This window comes from Noviluteimonas lactosilytica, assembly GCF_020866925.1.
Classification (GTDB): Bacteria; Pseudomonadota; Gammaproteobacteria; order Xanthomonadales; family Xanthomonadaceae; genus Noviluteimonas; species Noviluteimonas lactosilytica.
This window is the reverse complement of the sequence record NZ_JAJGAK010000001.1, coordinates 1744053-1764249: the sequence shown is the minus strand read 5'-3', so window position 1 is coordinate 1764249 and position 20197 is coordinate 1744053. Positions and strand designations below refer to the sequence as shown.

Genomic DNA, 20197 nt, shown 5'->3' with positions numbered 1-20197 from the left:
AAGCGGCGTCGGATCAACCGCCGCCGACGCTGCGGAAATACGCGTCGAGCCCGCGCGCCGGGTCGTCGTCGAACACTTCGCCCGTTTCGTCGATCGCATCGATGCGATCGGGGCGGAAGCTGCGGAAATCTTCGCGCAACCGGCACCAGGCGCCGATCGTCCAGCTGCCGCCCCAGAAGGCGAGGCACAACGGTTCGATCTCGCGCGCGCTCGTGCGGCCGTCCTGGTCGCGATAGTCGAGCCGCAGCACGTGCCTTGTGTCGATCGCCGCATGCAGGCGATCGATCAGTCCACTCGATTCCATGCGTGCGACTTCCGGCGCGAAGATGCGGCTGCGATCGCTGCGCGCGCGCAGTTCCGGCGGCAGCACCGCTTCGATCTTCAGCAACGCCGTCTTTGCCGACGCTCCGAGCCGCGCACCGCCGAACGCGCGCACGAAGCGCGTGCCGACCACCAGGGCTTCGAGTTCGTCGGCGTTGAACATCAGCGGCGGAATGTCCGCGCCCTTGCGCAGCATGTAGCCGACGCCCGCTTCGCCTTCGATCGGCACGCCGGAGACCTGCAGGTCGGCGACGTCGCGATACACGGTGCGCAGCGACACGCCGAGCGTCTCCGCGAGCGCGCGCGCGGGCACCGCAACGCGGCGTCCGCGCAGGGCGTGGATGAGGAGGAAGAGACGGTCGGCGCGGCGCATGCGCGCATATCGTGCCTGCTGATTCCCTCAGCGCAAGCGGGAATGCGCGGTCGGGGCGAGGCGCAGCACCTGCGGCGGCCCCTGCAGTCGGCGCGCCAGCGAGACCGCGAGTGCGCGCCAACCCGGCGCGCCGAGCAGGTTTTCGCGATAGCGCGCATATGCCGCCATGTCCTCGAACCGCGCGAACCACGCGAACACGTGCTCGCCTTCGCGCACCGGCAACCGCGGGAAGGTGTTGCGCGCGTACTCGGTCGAGAAGCTCGCGATCACGCGCGCGCCGGCAGCGGCCACCGCGGGCTGCAGGTCGGCGGCAAAGAACTCGAGGAAGTCCATGTCGACCGGCGCATCGAACGCATACAACGTCGCGACGATGAGCCCGCCGTCGTCGCGCGCTTCGAACGGCGCGGACAGGTCGAGCGCGAACCCCGACGCGGGCGCGACCGGACGCAGCAGCAACACGTCGTCGCTGTCGACCATCGTCGCGTTCGCGGCATCGCGATGCGCGTGCCACGTTGGGCCTTCGTAGAAGTGTGCGAGTGCATCGCGACGCTGGGCCATGTCGGGAAAACCGCGCAGCCACACGAAGCGATCCGGCGCATCGAGGTCGCGGAACTGGCCCAGAACGCGGATGCCGGCCGCTTCCTGGGTTTCGAGGAACTCACGCTCGAACAGCGACACGAGCACATCGCGCTGGTTCGGATGCAGCGTGTACTGGCGCAACTCGACGACGGGGCAGCAGGTGGCCTCGTGGCGGGACACCGGGGGCAATGCGACTGCGACTGCGGGCGATTCGACGATCACGACGGCGCTCCTCGCGGGGAAGGTCGCCAGCGTGCGCGGGGGCTGCTGCCAGCCTGCTGTCAGCAGGGGGCGTGGTTCAGTCCGACGGCGGCGGTTGCGGCCAGTCGCTCGCTTCGTCGCGCGAGCGCAGGTCCGAAGGATCGATGCCTTCGGTGGTTTCGCCCGCGCGCACGACGACGACCTTCAACTCATGCGCACACGGCGCATCCGTGGCGTCGCCTTCGCAATCGGTGAAACCCACGCGCGATTCCGGCACGTCGCCCGGGATCGCGAACACGAGGTAATCGCCGCGCGGCACTTCGAGGCGGAAGGTGCGCTCGCCTTGCGCGGTGCGGATGCACGTCGGCATGCCTTCGGCGAGTTCGAACGCGCATACGCGGACCGATGCCGACGGATCACCGTCGCGTTTGACCGTGCCCGCGATCGCGCCCGGCGCGAGGGCGTTGTCGGTGAGTGCGCATTGGAGGGTCGTGTCGCCGAGGTCCGTGCTGGGCGACAACGCACCGGCGCCGGCGGAGATCGAGGTGCGCAAGGCTTCCGGTGGCGCAGGCAGGATGATCGTCGCCAGGTCCTGGCTCGGTCCGCCGACGACGAACCACGCGATGTCCGCCTGGCCGATGCGCAACGACGGCGTGATCGCGCAGCGCAACGGCGTGCCCGTCGATGCGGGTTCGCACGTCGTGCCTGCGAGATGGCCCAGGCGCGCGCGTTGTTCCTTCACGTCGGTGAGCAGAAACGCGCGATCGCCGCAGGTCAGCGCGCGCACGAGCCACGCACGCGATGCGTCGACGTCCGTCGCGGGCGCCGTCGGTGCGTTCGCACGCGGTGCGGATGGAGGCTGCGGCTTGTCGCCGCAACTCGCCAGCACCAGCGCCAGGCCAGCGATCGCGAAGGTCTTGCGCATGAGCATCCCGGGTTGGGCATCCTGTTCCCGAACCGCCCAACCTTAGCGGGCCTTCCGTGAACAGGCTATCGCTCAGCGGGGGCGGCGCCGGACCGGGATCGAGGCCACGGGCACGCTGGTCACTTCGAACCCGCCCTCGCGGATCGGCGCACCCGGTTCGGGCGCCCAGGCCATGGCGGTGATGATTTCCCAGCTCGCGGGCAGCATGCCGTCGGAGGTGCGGAACGCGTCGTAGGCCTGCGCGGCCGCGGCGAAGCGCGCGCGACCGGTCAGCGTGTGGCGGCGCGTGCGCAATGCGTTGGTCGCGCCGATCGCGCGTTGTTCGCGCATCAGCGTCGGCAGGTCGGGATAGGTCGTCGTGTACAGATCGCGGTCGAGCACCGGGTTGCGGAAGCCCGCATGCACGAGCGCGTCGCCGAACTGCGCGATGGTCGCGAAGGGCGACACGTGCGGCGTCGCATCCGCGTGCGTGAAGGCGTCGCGCAGTTCCTGCAGCGTTTCCGGGCCGAAGGTTGACACGAGCAGCAGGCCGTTGGGCTTGAGCACGCGACGAAAGCCCGCGAACACGGCGGGCAGATCCTCGATCCATTGCAGGCAGAGATTGGAGAACAGCACGTCGACGCTGCCGTCGGCGAAGGGCAGGGCACGTACGTCGGCGTTGACACGATCGAATGGTCGGAACCAACCGCTGCGCTTGCCCGCTTCGCGCAACATCGGCAGCGCGAGATCGACCGCGACCACGCGCGCCTTCGGCCAGCGCTTGCGCATCGCCGCGCTCGCGCGGCCCGGACCCGCGCCCAGGTCGAGCACGACCTGTGGCTTGGGACGCTCGAGTTTCGGATCGTCGAGATAGTCGAGCGACTCGAGCAGGTTCGCTTCCACTTCGTGCTGCAGGCGCGCGGCGGCGTCGTAGCTCGCCGCCGAACGCGAGAACGCGCGGCGTACGTGGCGCTTGTCGAACAGCGGCGTCGTCATGCGCGCAACGAATCCTGGAGGAAGGCCGCCGCGAGGTGCGTGGCGACTTCGTCCGCGTGGGTGAGGAAGGGCGCATGCCCCGCGTGGTCGATCACGTGCACCTGCGACGGGCCCGCGGCGAGCGCGGCGCTGTCGCGCATCGCGCGCGCATCGACGAGGCGGTCGCGGCGACCGGCGATCCACACGCTCGGTGCGTGCAGCGCGGGCAGTGCGTGGCGCAGGTCGCCGGTCTTCAGCAGGTCGAGGCCGTCGGCGAGCACGTGCGCGGACGGTTCGCCGCGGGTGAACAGCTCGTCGCGCAGCGCGCGGATTTCTTCCTTCGCGTGGTCGGAACCGAAGGCTTCGAGCGCGACGAAACGATCGAGCGTGCCGCGATAGTCTTCGCGCAGGCCATTGGCGAAGTCGCGGAAGATTTCCGGCGACACGCCGAAGCGCCAGTCTTCGCCGCGCACGAAGCGCGCGCTCGCACACAGCATCGCGATGGCGGACACCGCGTGCGGACGCGTGGTCGCTGCATGCAGCGCGAACAACCCGCCCAGCGACCAACCGCACCACGGCGCGACCGGCACGTGCGCGGCCACCGCGTCGACGACGTTGTCGAGCGTGAGCGGCACGCCGCAATCGCGCGACAACCCGTGGCCGGGCAGGTCGACGACGTGCAGCGTGAAGCGATCGCGCAGGCGCGCGACCAGCGGCGCGAACACGCCGCCATGCATCGCCCAACCGTGCAGCAACACGAGCGGCGGGCCGTTACCGATGACGTCGATGTGCAGCGCGCTCATGCGTGCGGTTCCTCCGGCGCGACGACGTGCGCCGGCGCCTGCGTCGGTCGCGACACCAGCCACGCGAACAAGCCGATGCCCGCGATCACCAGCGCCCCGCCCCATAGCGCGACGCCGCGCGGCCAGGCTTCGCCGAGGAACAACGCACCGAGGCCGATCGCGAACAACAATTCCGCGGCCTGCATCGCTTCGGCGGCGCCGAGCGCGGCCGGCAAGTCGCGCACCATACCGGTGGCCTGGAAAAAGAGGATCGTCGCGATGATGCCCGCGCCGAGCGCGACGCCCGCGGCGAGCCACACCTGGCCCATCGACGGCGCGCCGGCGTTCGCGTACGCGAGCGCGGCAACGACCAGCCACGCGGGCTGGCTCGCGAGCGTCATGCCGAACACGCGCTGCGTCGCGTTGAGATGTTCGCCGGTGCGTTCGAGATGCAGCAACAGAAGGCGATTGCCGATCGGATACAGCACCGCCGACATCAACACGCACGCCAGCGCGATCCACGCGGCGCGATTGAGCGTGCCTTCCGCGTAACCGAACTGCAGCAGCACGACACCCGCGATGATCAGCACCCCGACGCCGAGCGCGGCCTTCGGCACCCGCGCGCGCGCATCGCGATACAGCAGTGGCTCGCACAACATGCCCGCGACCACGGTGAACTGGAAGCTGCCCGCGACCAGCCACGAGGGCCCGCTCGACGCGGCGAACGAAAGCAGCAGGTAGAACACGACAAAACCGATCGTGCTGCACTTCAACCACGTGAGCGGATGCGCACGCATCGCGCGCCACACCGGCGCGATGCCGCCCTGCCACGGCATCAGCGGCAACAGCAGCGGCAGCGTGATGAGATAGCGCAACGCAGCGGTCCAGAGCCAGTGGCCGCCCTCGTTCGCGGCCGCGCGATTGAGGACGTAGGTCAAGGTGAAGAACAGCGCGGACAACAAAGCGATGCCGATGGCCGCGAGAGCGCGGCGCGCGTCGTGCGGACCGTGCGTCATGCGTGCGTCGCGGTCGCGTCGGCGGACGCACCAAACCCCTGGCCGACGGCGTCGCGCGCCCATGCGAGCGCATCGAGCAGCGCATCGATGTCCTGCGGCGTATGCAAGGCGGAGATCGTGATGCGCAGGCGCGACTTGCCTTCCGGCACGGTCGGCGGACGGATCGCCGAAACCCAGAAGCCCTGTGCTTCGAGCGCATCGGCGAAGGCGAGCGCGTGCGTTTCCTCGCCGCACAGCAAGGGCTGGATCGGCGTGTGCGACGCCATGAGTTCGAAGCCGCGCTTGACCGCGCCGTTGCGGAAGCGCGCGATCGCGGTGACGAGCTTCTCGCGTCGCCATTGTTCGCGTCGCGCGAGCTTCACCGCGGCGAGCGAGGCGGCTGCCTGCGCCGGCGGCAACGCGGTCGTGTAGATGTAGGGACGCGCGGTTTCTTCCAGGTGCGCGATGAAGTCGGCGTCGCCGACCACCGCCGCGCCGTAGCTGCCGAGCGCCTTGCCGAGCGTCACCAGTTGCAGCGGCACCGCGTCCACGCCCAGCCGCGCGGACGCGACGGTGCCGCGTCCTTCCGGACCCAGCACGCCGACGCCGTGTGCGTCGTCGACATAGAGCATCGCGTTCTGCACGCGCGCGATCACCGCGAGTTCGCGGATGGGCGCGACGTCGCCGTCCATGCTGAAGACGCCGTCGGTCGCGAGCATCGCGCCGGTGTCCGGCACGCTGCGCAACTGGCGCAGCGCACCTTCGGGATCGGCGTGCGGATAGCGGCGCAACTTGCAGCCGGCCATGCGCGCGGCGTCGATCAGGCTCGCGTGGTTCAGGCGGTCCTGCACGCACACGTCCTCGTCGCCGAGGAAGGCCTGCACGACCGCGAGGTTCGCCATGTAGCCGCTGCCGAACAACAAGGCGCGCGGCACGCCGAGCCAGTCGGCGAGTTCTTTCTCGAGCGCGTCGTGCGTCGCATGGTGGCCGCACACGAGGTGCGACGCGACACCGCCCGCGCCGTCGCGCGCGGCGGAATCCTGCAGCGCGTTGACCACCTGGAACTGCTGCGCGAGGCCGAGGTAATCGTTGCTGCAGAAGCCGGTGAGCCAGTGGCCGTCGACTTCCAGCCGGACGCCGTCGCGCCGCGTGACGCTGCGCCGCACCCGCGTGCGCGCCTGCGCCGCGCGCTGGGCGCGGGCGGCGGCGACACGTTCGTGCAGGCGCGGGCGCATGCTCAGGCCGCCGCGCCCGTGATCGCGGCGTGGACCGTGGTGCTGCAGTCCGACGCGGCTTCGGTCGAGACCACGTGCATCGGGCGCAGGCCGAGGCGCTCGAACAGGCGCTGGTCGTGCTCGGTGTCGGGATTGCCGGTGGTGAGCAACTTCTCTCCGTAGAAGATCGAGTTGGCACCCGCAGTGAAGCACAACGCCTGCAGTTCGTCGCTCATCGATTCCCGGCCCGCGGACAATCGGACCATCGAGGCCGGCATCAGGATGCGCGCGACCGCGATCGTGCGGACGAACTCGAACGGATCGAGTTCCTTCGTGCCCGCCAGCGGCGTGCCGGCAACCTGCACGAGGCGATTGATCGGCACCGAGTCCGGGTGCGCGGGGAGCGTGGCGAGCGTGTGCAGCAGGCCGGCGCGCTGTTCGCGCGATTCGCCCATGCCCACGATGCCGCCGCAGCAGGTCTTCATGCCCGCGTCGCGCACGTGCGAGAGCGTGTCCAGGCGATCCTGGAACTCGCGCGTGTGGATGATTTCGCCGTAGAAGTCGGGCGCGGTGTCGAGGTTGTGGTTGTAGTAGTCCAGGCCCGCGTCGCGCAGTGCGTGGGCCTGGTCGTTGCTGAGCATGCCGAGCGTCGCGCAGGTTTCGAGGCCGAGGGCTTTCACTTCGCGGATCATCGCGGCGACCTTCGGGATGTCGCGGTCCTTCGGCGAGCGCCACGCGGCGCCCATGCAGAAGCGCGACGCGCCGGCCGCGCGCGCCTGGCGCGCCTTTTCGACGACGGCCTCGGTGCTCATCAGCTTCGTGGCTTCCACGCCCGTCTGGTAGCGCGCGGCCTGCGGGCAGTAGCCGCAGTCTTCGGGGCAGCCGCCGGTCTTCACCGAGAGGAGCGTCGAGACCTGGACTTCGGTCGGATCGAAATGCTCGCGATGCACGGTGCCCGCGCGATGCAGCAGTTCGGGGAAGGGCAGCGCGAAGAGGGCGAGCACTTCCTCGCGGGTCCAGTCGTTACGCACTTGGCTGACAGCAGGCATGGGGGTTTTCCGACAGCAATGGCGAGGCAGGCCCGGCAGTCTGGAAACCATGTCAGTCGCTGTCAACCAACTTTCCCCGCCCCAGGTTGACGGGCTCCGCGCCCGCCTCGGGTTCTGGCTGCGCAACGATGCCAGCCGCTTGTTGTGGCCCGGCCGGTGCCTGGCGTGCCGCGAGCCCGGCCTGCCCGGCATGGACCTGTGCGAGGCCTGCGAGTGCGCGTTGCCTCGGATGACGTCGGCTTGCCTGAGGTGCGGATTGCCGTTGCCGGTCGCGGGGACCTGCGCCGCGTGCCGCATGCGGCCGCCGCCGCTGCGCGAGGTGCATGCGGCCTGCGTGTATGCGGCGCCGGTGGATCGGCTCCTGCCGCGCTTCAAGTTCCATGACGACCTGGCCGCCGGGCGGTTGTTGTCGCAGCTGATGGCGGAGGCGTTCGCGTCGCTCGACAGGCCCGATGCGCTCGTGCCGGTGCCGCTGCATGTGGGCCGGTTGCGTTCGCGCGGTTACGACCAGGCGCTCGAGCTGGCGCGGCCGTTGTCGCGTGCGTTGCAGGTGCCGATGCGCTCGCGGCTGCTGGTGCGCACGCGCGCGACGGCGCCGCAATCGGAACGCGATGCACTGGCGCGGCGACGCAACGTACGGCGGGCGTTCGCGGTGCGCGCGGGCGCGCCCGTTCCTTCGCACATCGCCTTGGTCGACGATGTCATGACGACCGGCGCGACCTTGCATGCGGCCGCGGAAGCGTTGCTTCGTGCGGGCGTGCAGCGCGTCGACGCATGGGTCTGCGCGCGGGCGCCATGAACATGTCGTTCGAGCGTGGCCACCGCGTGCAGTCAGGGCATCACGGGCGCCACGTAGTCCAGCGTCCCGCCGAGCAGCCACAACAACCCGAGCACGAGCGGCACGTGCACGAGCAGCTGCACGAACGTGAAGCCGACGATGTCGCGCGCCTTCAACCCCAGCACGCCGAGCAACGGCAGCATCCAGAACGGGTTGACGAGGTTCGGCAGGGCTTCGGCGGCGTTGTAGATCTGCACCGACCAGCCGAGGTGGAACCCCAGTTCGTTGGCCGCCTGCATCACGTACGGCGCTTCGATCAGCCACTTGCCGCCACCCGATGGCACGAAGAACCCGAGCACCGCGGAGTACGTGCCCATGACGAGCGCAAACGTGTCGTGACTCGCGATCTCCACGAACAATGCCGACAGGCGATGCGCGAGCGTGACGTCGCCGGCGCCGGGCGCGGCCGTGAGCAACATCGCGATGCCGCCATACAGCGGGAACTGGATCAGCACGCCTGCGGTGCTGGGCACGGCGCGCGCCACGGCATCGAGGAAGCTGCGCGGCCGCCAATGCAGCAGCAATCCGAGCGAGAGGAACAACAGGTTGTAGGTGTTGAGGTCGGCGATCGCCGCACTCACCGGCCGCGCGGCGAACTGGCTGACCAGGTATCCGAACGCCAGCAGCGACACGAGGATGGTGAGCAGCGGGCTGAATTCGAGCCATTCGCCCGGACGCGTGCGGCGCGCGGGGCTGGGAGGTGTCGCATCGCGCACCGCATCGGGAGCGCCGCGCACGGCCTCGCCGGTGGGCGCGGTCCACCACGCGACGAGGATCGACACGGTGATCAGCACGGCGGTCAACGCGATCGACTGCCACAGGAAAATCGTCTGCGAGAACGGCAGCACGCCCGTGATCGCCACGAGTTCGGGCGGCATGCTCGCCGGGTTCGCCTGCAATTGCGCGGCCGACGAGCTCAGGCCCATCGCCCACACCGCACCGAGGCCGAGGTACGCGGCCGCGCCCGCGGCGCGATAGTCCATGTGCAATTCGTCGCGGCGCGCGAGCGCGCGCACGAGCAAGCCGCCGAACACGAGCGAGAAGCCCCAGCTGAGCAACGAGGTCAGCATCGACACCGCGGCGACGAACGCCACCGCACCCCGCCCCGTTCGCGGAACGCGCGCGAGCCGATCGATCGCACGCGCGACGACGGGTGCGCTCGCCAGCACGTAGCCGCCGATCACCACGAACACCATCTGCATGGTGAAAGGAATCAGGCTCCAGTAGCCCTTGCCGAACGCGGACACCGTGTCGTGCGGCGTCGCGCCGAACGCCAGCGCCGCCAGCGCGACGATCGCGACGGCCAGTGCGGCGAATACGTACGCATCGGGGAACCAGCGCTCCGTCCAGTCGGCGCAGCGCAGGGCCAGGCGCGCGGGCCAGGCCGTCGGCGTGGGTTCGCCCTGCGTCGATGTCGTCGTCGGCGTGGCCACTCAGTGCGCCGCCTGCCAGTACGCGATCGCGATGCCCGCGAACACGCTCGCGCCGACCCACTGGTTGTGCAGGAACGCGCGGAAGCACGCATCGCGATCGCGATGGCGCGCGATCGCGAATTCGTACGCGACGAGCAGCGCCGCGACGCCGAGCCCGATCCAGTACGCCACCCCGAGCCCCGCCTGGCGCCCGACGAGCCACAACGCGAGGAACGTCGCCGCGTAGAGCACGCCCTGTGCGACCAGGTCCATGTCGCCGAACAGGATCGCGGTCGACTTCGCACCCGCACGCAAGTCGTCGTCGCGGTCGACCATCGCGTACCAGGTGTCGTACGCGGTCGCCCACAGGATGTTGGCGCCGTACAGCACCCAGGCGATCGGCGGCACTTCGCCCCGGATCGCGGCGAACGCCATCGGGATGCCCCAACCGAACGCGAGCCCGAGGTAAACCTGCGGGAGGTAGGTGTAGCGCTTGAGGTAGGGATAGCTCGCCGCGAGCAGCACGCCGACGATGCTCATGAGGATCGTGAGGCGATTCAGCGTCAGCACCAGCGCGAACGCGACCAGCATCAGCACCGCGAACACGAGGAGGGCTTCGCGCCCGCTCACCCGGCCCGCGGCGAGCGGGCGGTCCCGGGTGCGCTCGACCTGCGGGTCGAGCCAGCGGTCGGCGTAGTCGTTGATCACGCAACCGCCGGAACGGGTCAGCCAGACGCCGGCGGTGAAGACGACAAGGATCCACAGCGGCGGGATGCCTTCGGCGGCCACCCACAGGCCCCACCAGGTCGGCCACAACAGCAGCAGCCAGCCGATCGGGCGGTCGCCGCGCACCAGCTTCCAGTACTGCGCAAGGCGCTCCCGCCAGGCCGGGACCGGCGGCGGAATCGGCGCGTAGTCGCGTTCGTAGCTCATGGTCCTCCGCCTGTATGCGAGAATGCGCGCCCCGCGGCAACGCGGGAATGCCATCGCGATGCGCCCGTAGCTCAGCCGGATAGAGTAGTGGCTTCCGAAGCCATTGGTCGGGGGTTCGAATCCCTCCGGGCGCGCCATGGCCAGATGCGGAACCCCCGTCGGCTCGCGCCCTGCGCGCCCTTCTGGAATAATCCGCGCTCTTTGTTGGCTTCTGCGCGGCAACGCGCCCCTGGACGGATCGTGCGCAACTACGACCTCGACTTCCTCAAGAAATTCTCGATGGTGATCGGCTTCCTGGCCGCGCTGACCGTCATTCTCATCCTCTTCGCGCATTACCTGCAGGGCACGCTGGTGCACGATCCGGACCCGCGCGTCGCCCAGCGCACGCTCGGCCGCATCGCCCCGGCGGGCGCCGTTTACGCGGGCCAGACCGGCGCCGCCGCGCAGGCCGCCGCGGTCGCCGCCGCTGCCTCGAAGGCGGCCGCGAACGTCGCCTACGACGGCACGCTCGACGGTTCGGTGATCTTCAACCAGCTCTGCACCGGCTGCCACACCTCGGGTGCGGGCGGTGCGCCGACGATGACCGCGGCCGGCATGGGCGCGCGCGCGGCCAAGGGCGCCGAGACGCTGCACAAGCACGCCATCGAAGGCTTCACCGGCGATGCCGGCGTGATGCCCCCGAAGGGCGGCAATCCGTCGCTCACCGATGAGCAGGTCAAGGCCACGGTCGACTGGATGCTGGCCAACGTGAAGTAAGCGCCGCCCTGCGACGCTGCGAACGCCGCCTCCGGGCGGCGTTTTCGTTTCCGGACCCCGCGGCCCGACCGGCATTGCACGGTCTGAACCGCTCCTCGTGCATCATTTCCCGCATGTCCTCTCCAACGCCCCCTGGCGTCGCCCCCGCCGACCATGCCTTCTTCATCGATGGCCCGGCCGGCCGCATCGAAGCCGCATGCGATGACGCCGAACCCGCGTCCGATACGCAGCCCGGCGACGCCGGTGCGCCCGGCGCGGATGCCGACGCCGGTTCCGCGAAGATCGTCGCGGTGATCTGCCATCCGCTCTCGACCGAGGGCGGCTCGATGCACAACAAGGTCGTGACGATGGCCGCGCGCGCCCTGCGCGAAAGCGGCGCGAACACCGTGCGCTTCAACTTCCGCAGCGTCGGCCAGTCCGCGGGCGAGTTCGACGAAGGCCGCGGCGAAGCCGACGATCTGCGCGCGGTGGTCGCGTGGGTGCGCAATAAGTTTCCCGATGCGACGTTGTGGCTTGGCGGTTTCAGCTTCGGCGCCTACATCTCGTACAAGCTCGCGTCGGAACTGAAGCCCGGCCTGTTGCTGTCGATCGCGCCGCCCGTGGGCCGCAGCTGGGACTTCGAAGACATCGCGCATCCGAACTGCCCGTGGCTGGTGATCCAGGGCGCCGAAGACGAAATCGTCGACGCCGAAGCGGTGAAGGCGTGGGTCGACACGCTGAAGCCGCCGCCGGAATTCGTGCTGATGCCCGAAACCAGCCACTTCTTCCATCGCAAGTTGATGGACCTGCGCGGGGCGATCAAGGCCGGCGTGCGTCCCTGGTTGCCGGGCGCATGAGTGCTTCGATGCAGCCGTCGGCGGCCTATGCCGCCGGCGTCGCGCGCGGCGAATGGCAGGACGATCCGGCGCAGCACGCCGCACTCGCCGAACTCGATCGCCTACATGCCGCGCTCGTCGCGCCGGCGAACGACGGCGGTTTCCTGTCGCGCCTGTTCGGCAAAGACACGCGTGAAGCGCCGCGCGGCCTGTACCTGTGGGGCGGCGTCGGTCGCGGCAAGACGTTCCTGATCGACCTGTTCTTCGATCAATTGCCGATCGAACAGAAGCGCCGCACGCACTTCCACCGCTTCATGCGCGAAGTGCACGAGCGCCTGCGCGAACACACCGGCGAACGCGATCCGCTGGCCGCGATCGCGAAGCAATGGCGCGAATCCCTGCGCGTACTGGTGCTCGACGAATTCTTCGTCAGCGACATCGGCGACGCGATGCTGCTCGCGCGCCTGCTCGATCGGCTGTTCGCCGAAGGCGTGGTGCTGGTGACCTCGTCGAACGCAGCGCCCCCGGAGCTGTACAAGGACGGCCTGCAGCGCGCGCGCTTCCTGCCCGCGATCGCGCTGATCGAAAAACACTGCGTTGTCGTGCACCTCGACAGTCCGCGCGACTATCGCTTGCGTGCGTTGACGCGGTCACCCGTGTATTGCGCGCCGCTGGAGCCGCAGTCGAATGCGTGGTTGCGCGAGCGCTGGGAGGAGTTGAGCCACGGCTGCCCGCGCGAAGACGGGCCATTCGTGGTCGACGGCCGCGAGATTCCCGCGCGTGCGCGCGCCGAAGGCATGGCGTGGTTCGACTTCGCCGCGCTCTGCGAAGGTCCGCGCGGCACGTCGGATTACATCGAGCTCGCGCGCGAGTGCCACACGGTGTTGCTCGGCGGCATCCCGCGATTGACGAACGAGAAGGACGACGCGGCGCGTCGCTTCGTGCACCTCATCGACGAGGTGTACGACCGCCACGTCAACCTCGTCTGCACCGCCGATGCCGCGCCGATCGACCTGTACTCGGGCGACCGGCTGAAGCATGCGTTCGAACGCACGGCGTCGCGGTTGATCGAAATGCAGTCGGCGGAATACCTCGCCCAGGAACATCGGCCGTAAGGCGGGCTTTGCGTTACGCCCTTCCGCGCCGATGCCAGTGCAGCCCCGCGTAGATCGCGACGAGCACCGCCAGCGCGATGCCGATCGCCGCGAATTCCTTCTTCGTCAGCGTGAAGACGATCAGCACCATCGACACGACCGCGAGCGCGGGAATGAACGCGCCGCCCGGCAGCAGGAACGGCGTGACGTTCTCTCGTTCGCGCATGTCGGTGCGCTGCGCGCGCCACGCCGAGAGGCTCACGAGGCCGTAGACCAGGCAGATCGCGCCGCCGGAAATCAGCGCGAGGGTGTCGAAGCTGCCCGCGATCGCGAGGATCCAGGCCGGCACCGCGTGCGCGATCAGCGCGTTGATCGGCACGCGGTGCGATTCGGACACGCGACCGAAGACGCGCGGCAGGTAACCGTCGCGACCCAGCGCGTAGACCAGGCGCGACGTGCCGAGCAGGTTGCCCATCAGGAAGCCCGTCATCGAGATGCACGCGGTGACCAGGAACACGACGCGCGCCGGTTCCCACAACGCAGCCGCCGTATCGGCGACCGGCACCGGGCTCTTGCCGAGGCCGAGGCCCAGCACGCCCTGTCCGACGATCTGCAACCCGAGGTAGAGCAGCACGACGAGCAGAATCGCCGCGACCGTCGCGCGCGGCACGTTGCGCGAGGGATCGCGCAGTTCGCCGGACGGCACGAGCGCGGTTTCCATGCCCGAGTACGCGAACATCACCAGCGCCATCGATGCGCCGAGCGCGGTCCATGACGGCACGGCGCCGAGCGAGAAACTGACCTGGCTCCAGTCGACGAACCAGATGCCGATCGCCGCGAGCAGGAACAGCGGCGTGAGCTTGAGCGTCGCGAGCGCGACGATCGCACGCGCGCCGAGCTTCACGCCGAACGCATTCAGCGCGAACAGCACCGCGTACACGCCGGTGATCACCATCGCGCGCGGCACCGGGCCGGCGAGCGAAGGCACGAGGTTCGCGACCTGCTCCGACAACGCGGCGGCCACGCCCGCGCTCGAGGTGATGTTGCTGATCCACATCAGCGCGCCCGCGATGAATCCGGCGAACTGGCCGAAGGTCGCGGTGAGGTACGTGTACGGGCCGCCGGTCGCGGAGACGCGGCTGCCGACGGCGGAGAAGCACAGCGCGATCGGGATGATCGCGATCGCACCGGCGATGAGCGCGAGCGGCGCCGCGAGGCCGACCTGCGACGACAGCGAAGCGGGCATGCGGAAGATCCCGCCGCCGATGATCACGTTGATGACCGCGGCGGTCAGCGCGAACGTGCCGACCGCACGGATGAGCGCGGCCTCGCCGTGGACTGCGCCGAGCGCGGGTTGCGAACGCTGGTCCATCGTGTGTCTATCCCCCGGGTGACGGCCGAGCGTCGCACGGTTACGCGCGGAGTGCGAGTCCCCTTCGTAGAATGCGGGGATGACGTCCCATGAGCTCCCCCTCGGCCGCCCGGTCGACTATCCGCGGCACTACGATGCCGGCCTCCTGTTCCCCATCGCGCGCACGCTTGGGCGCACGGCGCTCGGCATCGCCGCCGACGGCACGCTGCCGTTCGCCGGCCGCGATCGCTGGCACGCGTACGAACTCTCGTGGCTGGATGCGCGCGGCAAGCCCGTGGTCGACGTCGCGACCTTCAGCGTGCCGGCCGATTCGCCGAACCTGGTCGAATCCAAGTCGCTGAAGCTCTATCTGAACTCATTCAACGCGACGCGCTTCGACAGCGCCGACGACGTGCGCGTGCGCATCGCGGCGGATCTGTCGGAAGCCGCGGGCGCGCCGGTCGACGTGCGCTTCGGATTGCCGCCGATGGCGACGGAGGCGAACGACGTGATCGATGTCGATGCGCTCGATGTCGCGATCGACGATTACGGTCCGCCGAATGCTGCTTACCTGTCGTGCGGCGAAGACATCGTCGAACAGCGCCTGCGTTCGGGCCTGCTGAAATCCAACTGTCCCGTCACCGGCCAGCCCGACTGGGCGGAAGTACGCATCGACTATCGCGGTCCGCGCATCGATGCCGCCGGCTTGCTGCGATATCTCGTGAGCTTCCGCGACCACGCCGAGTTCCACGAGCAATGCGTCGAACGCATCTACGTCGATCTCCTCGCGCGCTGCCGTCCCGAACGCCTGTCGGTCGAAGCGCTGTACACGCGCCGCGGCGGCCTCGACATCAATCCGTGGCGCGGCACGCCCGGCCTCGCGCCGCCCGTCGAGGTTCGCGCGCTGCGCCAGTGACGCGGTCAGCACGACGCGGTGAGGCGGCCTTAACGCGCCGCGTGCTTCCCTGCGTTCCGTCCCCGGCATTCCCCACGCCGGGGGGAGCACCGTGCAATGACCAACGAACGCAAGCCTGGCGTCCCCGACTTCAGTGGCGTGAAGGGCACTGTTCGCGGCAACGAAGGCGAGATCCCGGAGAAGCCCGACTTCAGCGGCGTGACCGGCACCGTGCGCGGCGAAGGCATCGCGCCGGAAGAAACCACCTACACCGTGAAGAAGGGCGACACGCTGTCGCACATCGCGAAGGACCACTACGGCCGCGCGAGCAAATGGAAGGCGATCTTCGACGCCAACCGCGACCAGCTCGACGATCCCGACCGGATCCAGCCCGGACAGGTGCTGAAGATCCCGGCCATCGACCTCGATGGCGACGGCTCGCCCGACACGCCGCATTGATCCCCCCATCAGAAGGACCCCCGACATGAAGCCTGTTCGACTGATCCAGGTCTCCGCGATCGCGCTGGTCGCGGTCATCGCCATCGCCGGCTGCAAGAAGCGCGAAGCCGAAGTGCCGGCGACCACCACGCCGTCGACCACCGCCACGATGCCGGCGCCCGCGCCGTTGCCGCCGGCGACGCCCGCCCCCGCCGGCGCGCAGGTCGTCAGCGTCGATCTCGGCTCCGCCGCCGGCACCGACATGAAAATCACCGCGCCGAAGACCACGTTCGGCACGAAGGACAAGATCATCGCCGCGGTCACGACGCGCACGGCCGACGCCGCCGTCGCGGTGCCGTCGAAGCTCGCCGCGAAGTGGTCGCACCTCGACAGCAACCAGGTGGTCAACGAAGAAGCGCGCGACGTGTCGCTGCAGGGCGACCAGGTGTTCGACTTCGAGATCACCAACAGCAACCCGTGGCCGGCGGGCAAGTACAAGGTCGAAGTGATGCTCGACGGCAACGTCGCGCAGACGCGCGAGTTCGACGTGAAGTAACGCGGGGCCGCTACCGGAAGCGCACAGCGCATGGGCGCGTCCTCGGGGGCGCGCCCATTTTCTTGCAGGCCGCGTCCATGCACACTGCCGCAGGCCTTGCATCCGGGAACACCATGAACCAGCCCGTCATCCCCGACGTCGCGCTCGTCGACAACACCGAACAGCGCACGCCGCTCGTGCTCGTGCTCGATTGCTCCGGCAGCATGGCGGGCGCACCGATGGACCAGTTGAACGCGGGCCTGAAGTTGCTGGAAGAGGAACTCAAGGCCGACGCGATCGCCGCCAAGCGCGTGCGCCTGCTGCTCGTCGAGTTCGGCGGCAACGACGGCGTGAGCGTCGTCGGCGATTGGCAGGACGCGATGGACTTCACCGCGCCGGTGCTCGAAGCCAACGGCACGACGCCCACCGGGCAGGCCGTCGAACTCGCGCTCGACAAGATCGAAGAGCAGAAGCTGCAGTTCAAGTCGGCGGGCGTCGCGTACACGCGTCCGTGGCTGTTCCTGATGTCCGACGGCAATCCGACCGACGCGTGGCAGCAGGCCGCGGACCGTTGCCGCCAGGCCGAAGGCGCGAACAAGGTCGCGGTGTTCCCGCTCGCCGTCGGCGCCGGCGCGGATGCCGCGACGATGGGCGAGTTCAGCAGCAAGGGTGTGGCCGCGGTGAAGCAGCTCGACGGCCTGAAGTTCCGCGAACTCTTCCTGTGGTTGAGCGCGAGCATGAAGGTCGTCTCGCAAGCGCGCCCGGGCGGCCAGGCGCAGCTGCCTTCCGCCGACACGTGGTCGGCGGCGCCGACCTGATCGATGCCGTGGCATGTCTGCGCCGCGGCGGCGATCGGACGATCGCATGTCGACGGCGGCCTTCCCTGCCAGGATGCCTTCGCACGCACGTGCGAAGGCGAGGTGCTGATCGCGGTCGTGTGCGATGGCGCGGGGTCGCAGCCGCGCAGCCATGAAGGCGCGCAAGCGTTGTCGGCGGAGGTCGTTGCGTTCGTCGCTGCGCGCGTGCGCGATGGCGCGATCGCGCCGTCCGCATCGCTCGATGCGATGACGGTATGCGCGCGCGATGCGATCGCGTCCGCGCGCGCTGCATTGGCCGAACGTGCGACGCGCGACGGCGCCGAACTCGCGCATTTCGCCGCGACGCTGGTCGGCGTTGTCGCCGATCGCGATGGCGGCTGGTTCTTCCACATCGGCGACGGCGTCGGCGCCGCGCTCGACGAAGCGGGTGCGTGCACCGTGTCGCTGCCGGAGAACGGCGAGTACGCCAACGAAACCTACTTCGTCACCGGCGACGAGTGGGAAGCGCACCTGCGCGTGTCGCCGATCGCGGGGCCGGTCGCGAGCGTGTTGCTGATGTCCGACGGCGCGATGCCGTTCGCGATGACGAAGGACCTCGCGGCGCCGTATCGCGCGTTCTTCGATCCGGTCACGCGCTATCTCGTGAGCGTCGACGCCGGCACGGGTTCGCAGGCCCTGCTCGGCACGCTCTCCGATCCGCGCACCGACACCATCACCAGCGACGACAAGACCCTGCTGGTCGCATTGCAGCGCGAATGAACGACCGCACCGGCGAAGCGCTGTTCGACGACGCGCGCCGGCGGCACACGCTGGCGAAACTCGTGAAGAGCGGCGGCGCCGGTTCGGTCTACCTGCTGCGCGAATCGCCGCACCTGGTCGCCAAGCTTTATCACCCCGCGATCGACCACGCGACGTACGCGCGGAAGGTCGCGGCGATGCTGCGCTTGTCGCCCGACTTGCCGGATATCGTCGAGGGCGCGTCGCGCCGCGTGCAGATCGCTTGGCCGACATCGCTGTTGCACGATCGGCACGGGCGCTTCGTCGGGTTCCTGATGCCCGCGGTCGACGTGCAGGCGACGTGCGAACTCGAACTCATCCTGCAGGAGAAGCAGGCGCGCGCGGAACAGTTGCCGACGGGGCTGGGGCCGAAGATCACGCTCGCCGCGAACCTCGCCGCCGTCGTCGCCGCGCTGCACGCGCAACATCACTACATCGTCGACCTCAAGCCGGTGAACCTGCGCTTCCATCGGCAGTCGCTGCACATGGCGATGCTCGATTGCGACGGCTTCAGCATCCAGGGCGAAGGCGAACGCTTCCCCGCGCCGCAGTTCACGCCCGATTACCTCGCGCCGGAATTCCAGCGCGGCGGCATCACGACGGACGGCGAGCAGGCGCAGGATCGCTTCGCGCTCGCGGTGGTGATCTTCCAGTTGCTCAACTTCGGCATCCATCCGTTCACCGGCCGACCGATCGCGACGAACGTGCCGACCGACATTCCTTCGCGCATCGCCGGTCGCTGGTATGCCTACGGCGTGCGGTCGAACGCGAGCATCGCGCCGAATCCGGGCAGCGGGCACGCACGCATGCCGTCGGAGTTGCGCGCGATGTTCGATCGCGCATTCGAGTCGCGCGGCTTCGGGCGGCCCGCGGCGCACGAGTGGCAGGCGTTGCTCGAATCCTTCGCGCGACGCTCGACCGGCCGCATGGTGGTGTGCTCGCGCGACGCGGTGCACCAGCATTACGCGGGCATGGAATGCGCGCATTGCGAGCGCGTGCAGCTGTTGCGCAGGGCGCGCGCGGCGCAACCCGCGCGTTCGCCGACGGCGACGACCCCGCACACGCGACGGCCGACCGCGCGACCCAACGTGCGGCCGACCGCACCCAACCGCGCGACCTACCAGGCGCGCAAGCACTCGGCGATCCCGAAGCCGAATTTCCCTCGTCGCTATCAGCCGCTGCCGTACACCCCGTGGCCACCGCCGCCGGGTCCGTTCGCGCGCGCGCTGAGGAAACTCGGCGAAATGCTGATCTTGGGAGCACTGGGGATCGTGATCGCGATCTCGCTGAAAGCCTGCCAGACAGGCAGCTACAACCCGTGGACGCAGGTGCCCGCGGTCGGCGGCACACGCACGGCGACGGTGCCCGCGCGACCCGCGCCGGTGCAGCGTGCACGCGCGCACGCGCCGCCGGTCGAAGACACGCCATACACGCCACCGTTCGAATCCATCGTCGGTTCGACCGATTGGATCTATGCGTATGTCGTCGCGGCGGCCGACTACGACGGCGATCTCGCGCGCCAGGTCGAGTTCCTGCGCGCGCGCGGGGCGGGCCAGCCGGCGCCGGACGATCGTGCGGGCGCCTCGGCGAAAGCGCTGATCGACACCTACGCGCGCGGCATCGACGCGCGGGGCGCGAACATGACCGTGCACAACGAAGCGCGCGAACAACTGCGACGCGGCCTCGAGCACCTGCTGCGCGAATCCCCGTACACCGCATCCGTCGCGTTCGAACTCGGCTGGATGGCGATGCTCGACGACAACATCGCGTTGGCGTCGGGCTACTTCAAGCACGCGATCGCAGTGGCGCCGGCCGACCCTTCGGGCTGGTATGGATGGGGCGTGATCGCGCCGCGCGTCGAGGACGCGTACGGCGCACTGTCGCTTGCCGAAGCCCTGGCGACGGACGAAGCACGGATGCACGAGCTCCGCACGCGCTTCCCGGTGGCGATGATGCCGATCATCGGCCTCGACGAAGATCGCTTCGCCGTCGTCTCGGCACGTGCGCGCGTTCGCGGAGCGGCCCTCACGAACGCAGCCGTGCCCGCTGACATCAAGGCCCTCGCCGCCCGACCCGTGCCGCGATAAGCCCTAGAATGGCGGACCCAGCGCCGGCGTTCGTCGCGCGCCCCACCCACGCCAC

21 protein-coding genes and 1 tRNA gene are annotated in these 20197 nt (G+C 69.5%); 11 read left to right on the top strand and 11 right to left on the bottom strand.

What is annotated here, in order from left to right:
- Positions 1-13: 13 nt before the first annotated feature.
- The 8 genes from LK996_RS08470 to bioB form a co-directional block, all read right to left on the bottom strand.
- Complete coding sequence (locus LK996_RS08470) at positions 14-694, bottom strand: helix-turn-helix transcriptional regulator (protein ID WP_230526662.1); 681 nt, start codon at positions 692-694, stop codon at positions 14-16.
- 27 nt (positions 695-721) lie between these two features.
- Positions 722-1495, bottom strand: a complete 774-nt coding sequence (locus tag LK996_RS08465) for an NIPSNAP family protein (RefSeq protein ID WP_230526661.1) — start codon at positions 1493-1495, stop codon at positions 722-724.
- A 76-nt stretch (positions 1496-1571) separates the two neighbouring features.
- Entirely contained in the window at positions 1572-2399 is an 828-nt protein-coding gene (locus tag LK996_RS08460; RefSeq protein WP_230526660.1) for a hypothetical protein, read from the bottom strand.
- 72 nt (positions 2400-2471) lie between these two features.
- On the bottom strand, positions 2472-3374 hold the full coding sequence (gene bioC, locus LK996_RS08455; protein WP_230526659.1) for a malonyl-ACP O-methyltransferase BioC: 903 nt from the start codon (positions 3372-3374) through the stop codon (positions 2472-2474).
- The gene (bioH, locus tag LK996_RS08450; protein WP_230526883.1) at positions 3371-4147 is read right to left on the bottom strand and encodes a pimeloyl-ACP methyl ester esterase BioH; all 777 of its coding nucleotides are present in this window, start codon (positions 4145-4147) and stop codon (positions 3371-3373) included. Before bioH ends, bioC begins: the two co-directional genes overlap by 4 nt.
- 5 nt (positions 4148-4152) lie before the next feature.
- Positions 4153-5151, bottom strand: coding sequence for a multidrug resistance efflux transporter family protein (locus LK996_RS08445; RefSeq protein ID WP_230526658.1), 999 nt, complete (start codon positions 5149-5151; stop codon positions 4153-4155).
- Entirely contained in the window at positions 5148-6365 is a 1218-nt protein-coding gene (bioF, locus tag LK996_RS08440) for an 8-amino-7-oxononanoate synthase (protein WP_230526657.1), read from the bottom strand. The genes LK996_RS08445 and bioF overlap by 4 nt, the downstream gene beginning before the upstream one ends.
- Before the next feature lie 2 nt (positions 6366-6367).
- The gene (bioB, locus tag LK996_RS08435) at positions 6368-7393 is read right to left on the bottom strand and encodes a biotin synthase BioB (RefSeq protein ID WP_230526656.1); all 1026 of its coding nucleotides are present in this window, start codon (positions 7391-7393) and stop codon (positions 6368-6370) included.
- A 49-nt stretch (positions 7394-7442) separates the two neighbouring features.
- Here bioB and LK996_RS08430 point away from each other — a divergent pair, with 49 nt between their 5' ends.
- On the top strand, positions 7443-8192 hold the full coding sequence (locus LK996_RS08430; protein WP_255656535.1) for a ComF family protein: 750 nt from the start codon (positions 7443-7445) through the stop codon (positions 8190-8192).
- A 32-nt stretch (positions 8193-8224) separates the two neighbouring features.
- Here the strand turns inward: LK996_RS08430 and LK996_RS08425 are convergent, their stop codons facing one another.
- Positions 8225-9664: a short-chain fatty acid transporter gene (locus LK996_RS08425; RefSeq protein WP_230526655.1), complete on the bottom strand. Its 1440-nt coding sequence runs from the start codon at positions 9662-9664 to the stop codon at positions 8225-8227.
- Positions 9665-10576 (bottom strand): 4-hydroxybenzoate octaprenyltransferase, encoded by a 912-nt coding sequence (ubiA, locus tag LK996_RS08420; RefSeq protein ID WP_230526654.1) that lies wholly within the window; start codon positions 10574-10576, stop codon positions 9665-9667.
- 60 nt (positions 10577-10636) lie between these two features.
- Between ubiA and LK996_RS08415 the strand changes: the two genes are divergently transcribed.
- From LK996_RS08415 to zapE, 4 genes are all read left to right on the top strand, one after another.
- Positions 10637-10713: transfer RNA gene (locus LK996_RS08415), tRNA-Arg, on the top strand.
- Between the two features lie 103 nt (positions 10714-10816).
- On the top strand, positions 10817-11332 hold the full coding sequence (locus LK996_RS08410) for a c-type cytochrome (protein WP_230526653.1): 516 nt from the start codon (positions 10817-10819) through the stop codon (positions 11330-11332).
- A 113-nt stretch (positions 11333-11445) separates the two neighbouring features.
- Positions 11446-12168, top strand: coding sequence for an alpha/beta hydrolase (locus LK996_RS08405; protein WP_230526652.1), 723 nt, complete (start codon positions 11446-11448; stop codon positions 12166-12168).
- Complete coding sequence (gene zapE, locus LK996_RS08400; RefSeq protein WP_230526651.1) at positions 12165-13262, top strand: cell division protein ZapE; 1098 nt, start codon at positions 12165-12167, stop codon at positions 13260-13262. The genes LK996_RS08405 and zapE overlap by 4 nt, the downstream gene beginning before the upstream one ends.
- Positions 13263-13275: 13 nt before the next feature.
- Here the strand turns inward: zapE and LK996_RS08395 are convergent, their stop codons facing one another.
- Positions 13276-14613: an APC family permease gene (locus tag LK996_RS08395; protein ID WP_230526650.1), complete on the bottom strand. Its 1338-nt coding sequence runs from the start codon at positions 14611-14613 to the stop codon at positions 13276-13278.
- 79 nt (positions 14614-14692) lie between these two features.
- On the opposite strand from LK996_RS08395, the gene queF reads away from it, so the two are divergent.
- The 6 genes from queF (at position 14693) to LK996_RS08365 (ending at position 20142) form a co-directional block, all read left to right on the top strand.
- Positions 14693-15508, top strand: coding sequence for an NADPH-dependent 7-cyano-7-deazaguanine reductase QueF (queF, locus tag LK996_RS08390; protein WP_230526649.1), 816 nt, complete (start codon positions 14693-14695; stop codon positions 15506-15508).
- 96 nt (positions 15509-15604) lie between these two features.
- The gene (locus LK996_RS08385) at positions 15605-15946 is read left to right on the top strand and encodes a LysM peptidoglycan-binding domain-containing protein (protein WP_230526648.1); all 342 of its coding nucleotides are present in this window, start codon (positions 15605-15607) and stop codon (positions 15944-15946) included.
- 25 nt (positions 15947-15971) lie between these two features.
- On the top strand, positions 15972-16481 hold the full coding sequence (locus LK996_RS08380) for a hypothetical protein (protein WP_230526647.1): 510 nt from the start codon (positions 15972-15974) through the stop codon (positions 16479-16481).
- A 113-nt stretch (positions 16482-16594) separates the two neighbouring features.
- Positions 16595-17278: a vWA domain-containing protein gene (locus LK996_RS08375; protein ID WP_230526646.1), complete on the top strand. Its 684-nt coding sequence runs from the start codon at positions 16595-16597 to the stop codon at positions 17276-17278.
- A gap of 3 nt (positions 17279-17281) precedes the next feature.
- Positions 17282-18037 (top strand): PP2C family serine/threonine-protein phosphatase, encoded by a 756-nt coding sequence (locus tag LK996_RS08370; RefSeq protein ID WP_230526645.1) that lies wholly within the window; start codon positions 17282-17284, stop codon positions 18035-18037.
- Positions 18034-20142: a hypothetical protein gene (locus LK996_RS08365; RefSeq protein ID WP_230526644.1), complete on the top strand. Its 2109-nt coding sequence runs from the start codon at positions 18034-18036 to the stop codon at positions 20140-20142. The genes LK996_RS08370 and LK996_RS08365 overlap by 4 nt, the downstream gene beginning before the upstream one ends.
- Positions 20143-20197: the final 55 nt, after the last annotated feature.

Coding starts and splice junctions, on each gene's coding strand:
- LK996_RS08470 (WP_230526662.1), bottom strand. CDS start 694: ATGCGCCGCGCCGACCGTCTCTTCCTCCTCATCCACGCCCTGCGCGGA.
- LK996_RS08460 (WP_230526660.1), bottom strand. CDS start 2,399: ATGCGCAAGACCTTCGCGATCGCTGGCCTGGCGCTGGTGCTGGCGAGT.
- bioC (WP_230526659.1), bottom strand. CDS start 3,374: ATGACGACGCCGCTGTTCGACAAGCGCCACGTACGCCGCGCGTTCTCG.
- LK996_RS08445 (WP_230526658.1), bottom strand. CDS start 5,151: ATGACGCACGGTCCGCACGACGCGCGCCGCGCTCTCGCGGCCATCGGC.
- bioF (WP_230526657.1), bottom strand. CDS start 6,365: ATGCGCCCGCGCCTGCACGAACGTGTCGCCGCCGCCCGCGCCCAGCGC.
- bioB (WP_230526656.1), bottom strand. CDS start 7,393: ATGCCTGCTGTCAGCCAAGTGCGTAACGACTGGACCCGCGAGGAAGTG.
- LK996_RS08430 (WP_255656535.1), top strand. CDS start 7,443: ATGTCAGTCGCTGTCAACCAACTTTCCCCGCCCCAGGTTGACGGGCTC.
- ubiA (WP_230526654.1), bottom strand. CDS start 10,576: ATGAGCTACGAACGCGACTACGCGCCGATTCCGCCGCCGGTCCCGGCC.
- LK996_RS08405 (WP_230526652.1), top strand. CDS start 11,446: ATGTCCTCTCCAACGCCCCCTGGCGTCGCCCCCGCCGACCATGCCTTC.
- zapE (WP_230526651.1), top strand. CDS start 12,165: ATGAGTGCTTCGATGCAGCCGTCGGCGGCCTATGCCGCCGGCGTCGCG.
- LK996_RS08395 (WP_230526650.1), bottom strand. CDS start 14,613: ATGGACCAGCGTTCGCAACCCGCGCTCGGCGCAGTCCACGGCGAGGCC.
- queF (WP_230526649.1), top strand. CDS start 14,693: ATGACGTCCCATGAGCTCCCCCTCGGCCGCCCGGTCGACTATCCGCGG.
- LK996_RS08385 (WP_230526648.1), top strand. CDS start 15,605: ATGACCAACGAACGCAAGCCTGGCGTCCCCGACTTCAGTGGCGTGAAG.
- LK996_RS08380 (WP_230526647.1), top strand. CDS start 15,972: ATGAAGCCTGTTCGACTGATCCAGGTCTCCGCGATCGCGCTGGTCGCG.
- LK996_RS08375 (WP_230526646.1), top strand. CDS start 16,595: ATGAACCAGCCCGTCATCCCCGACGTCGCGCTCGTCGACAACACCGAA.
- LK996_RS08370 (WP_230526645.1), top strand. CDS start 17,282: ATGCCGTGGCATGTCTGCGCCGCGGCGGCGATCGGACGATCGCATGTC.
- LK996_RS08365 (WP_230526644.1), top strand. CDS start 18,034: ATGAACGACCGCACCGGCGAAGCGCTGTTCGACGACGCGCGCCGGCGG.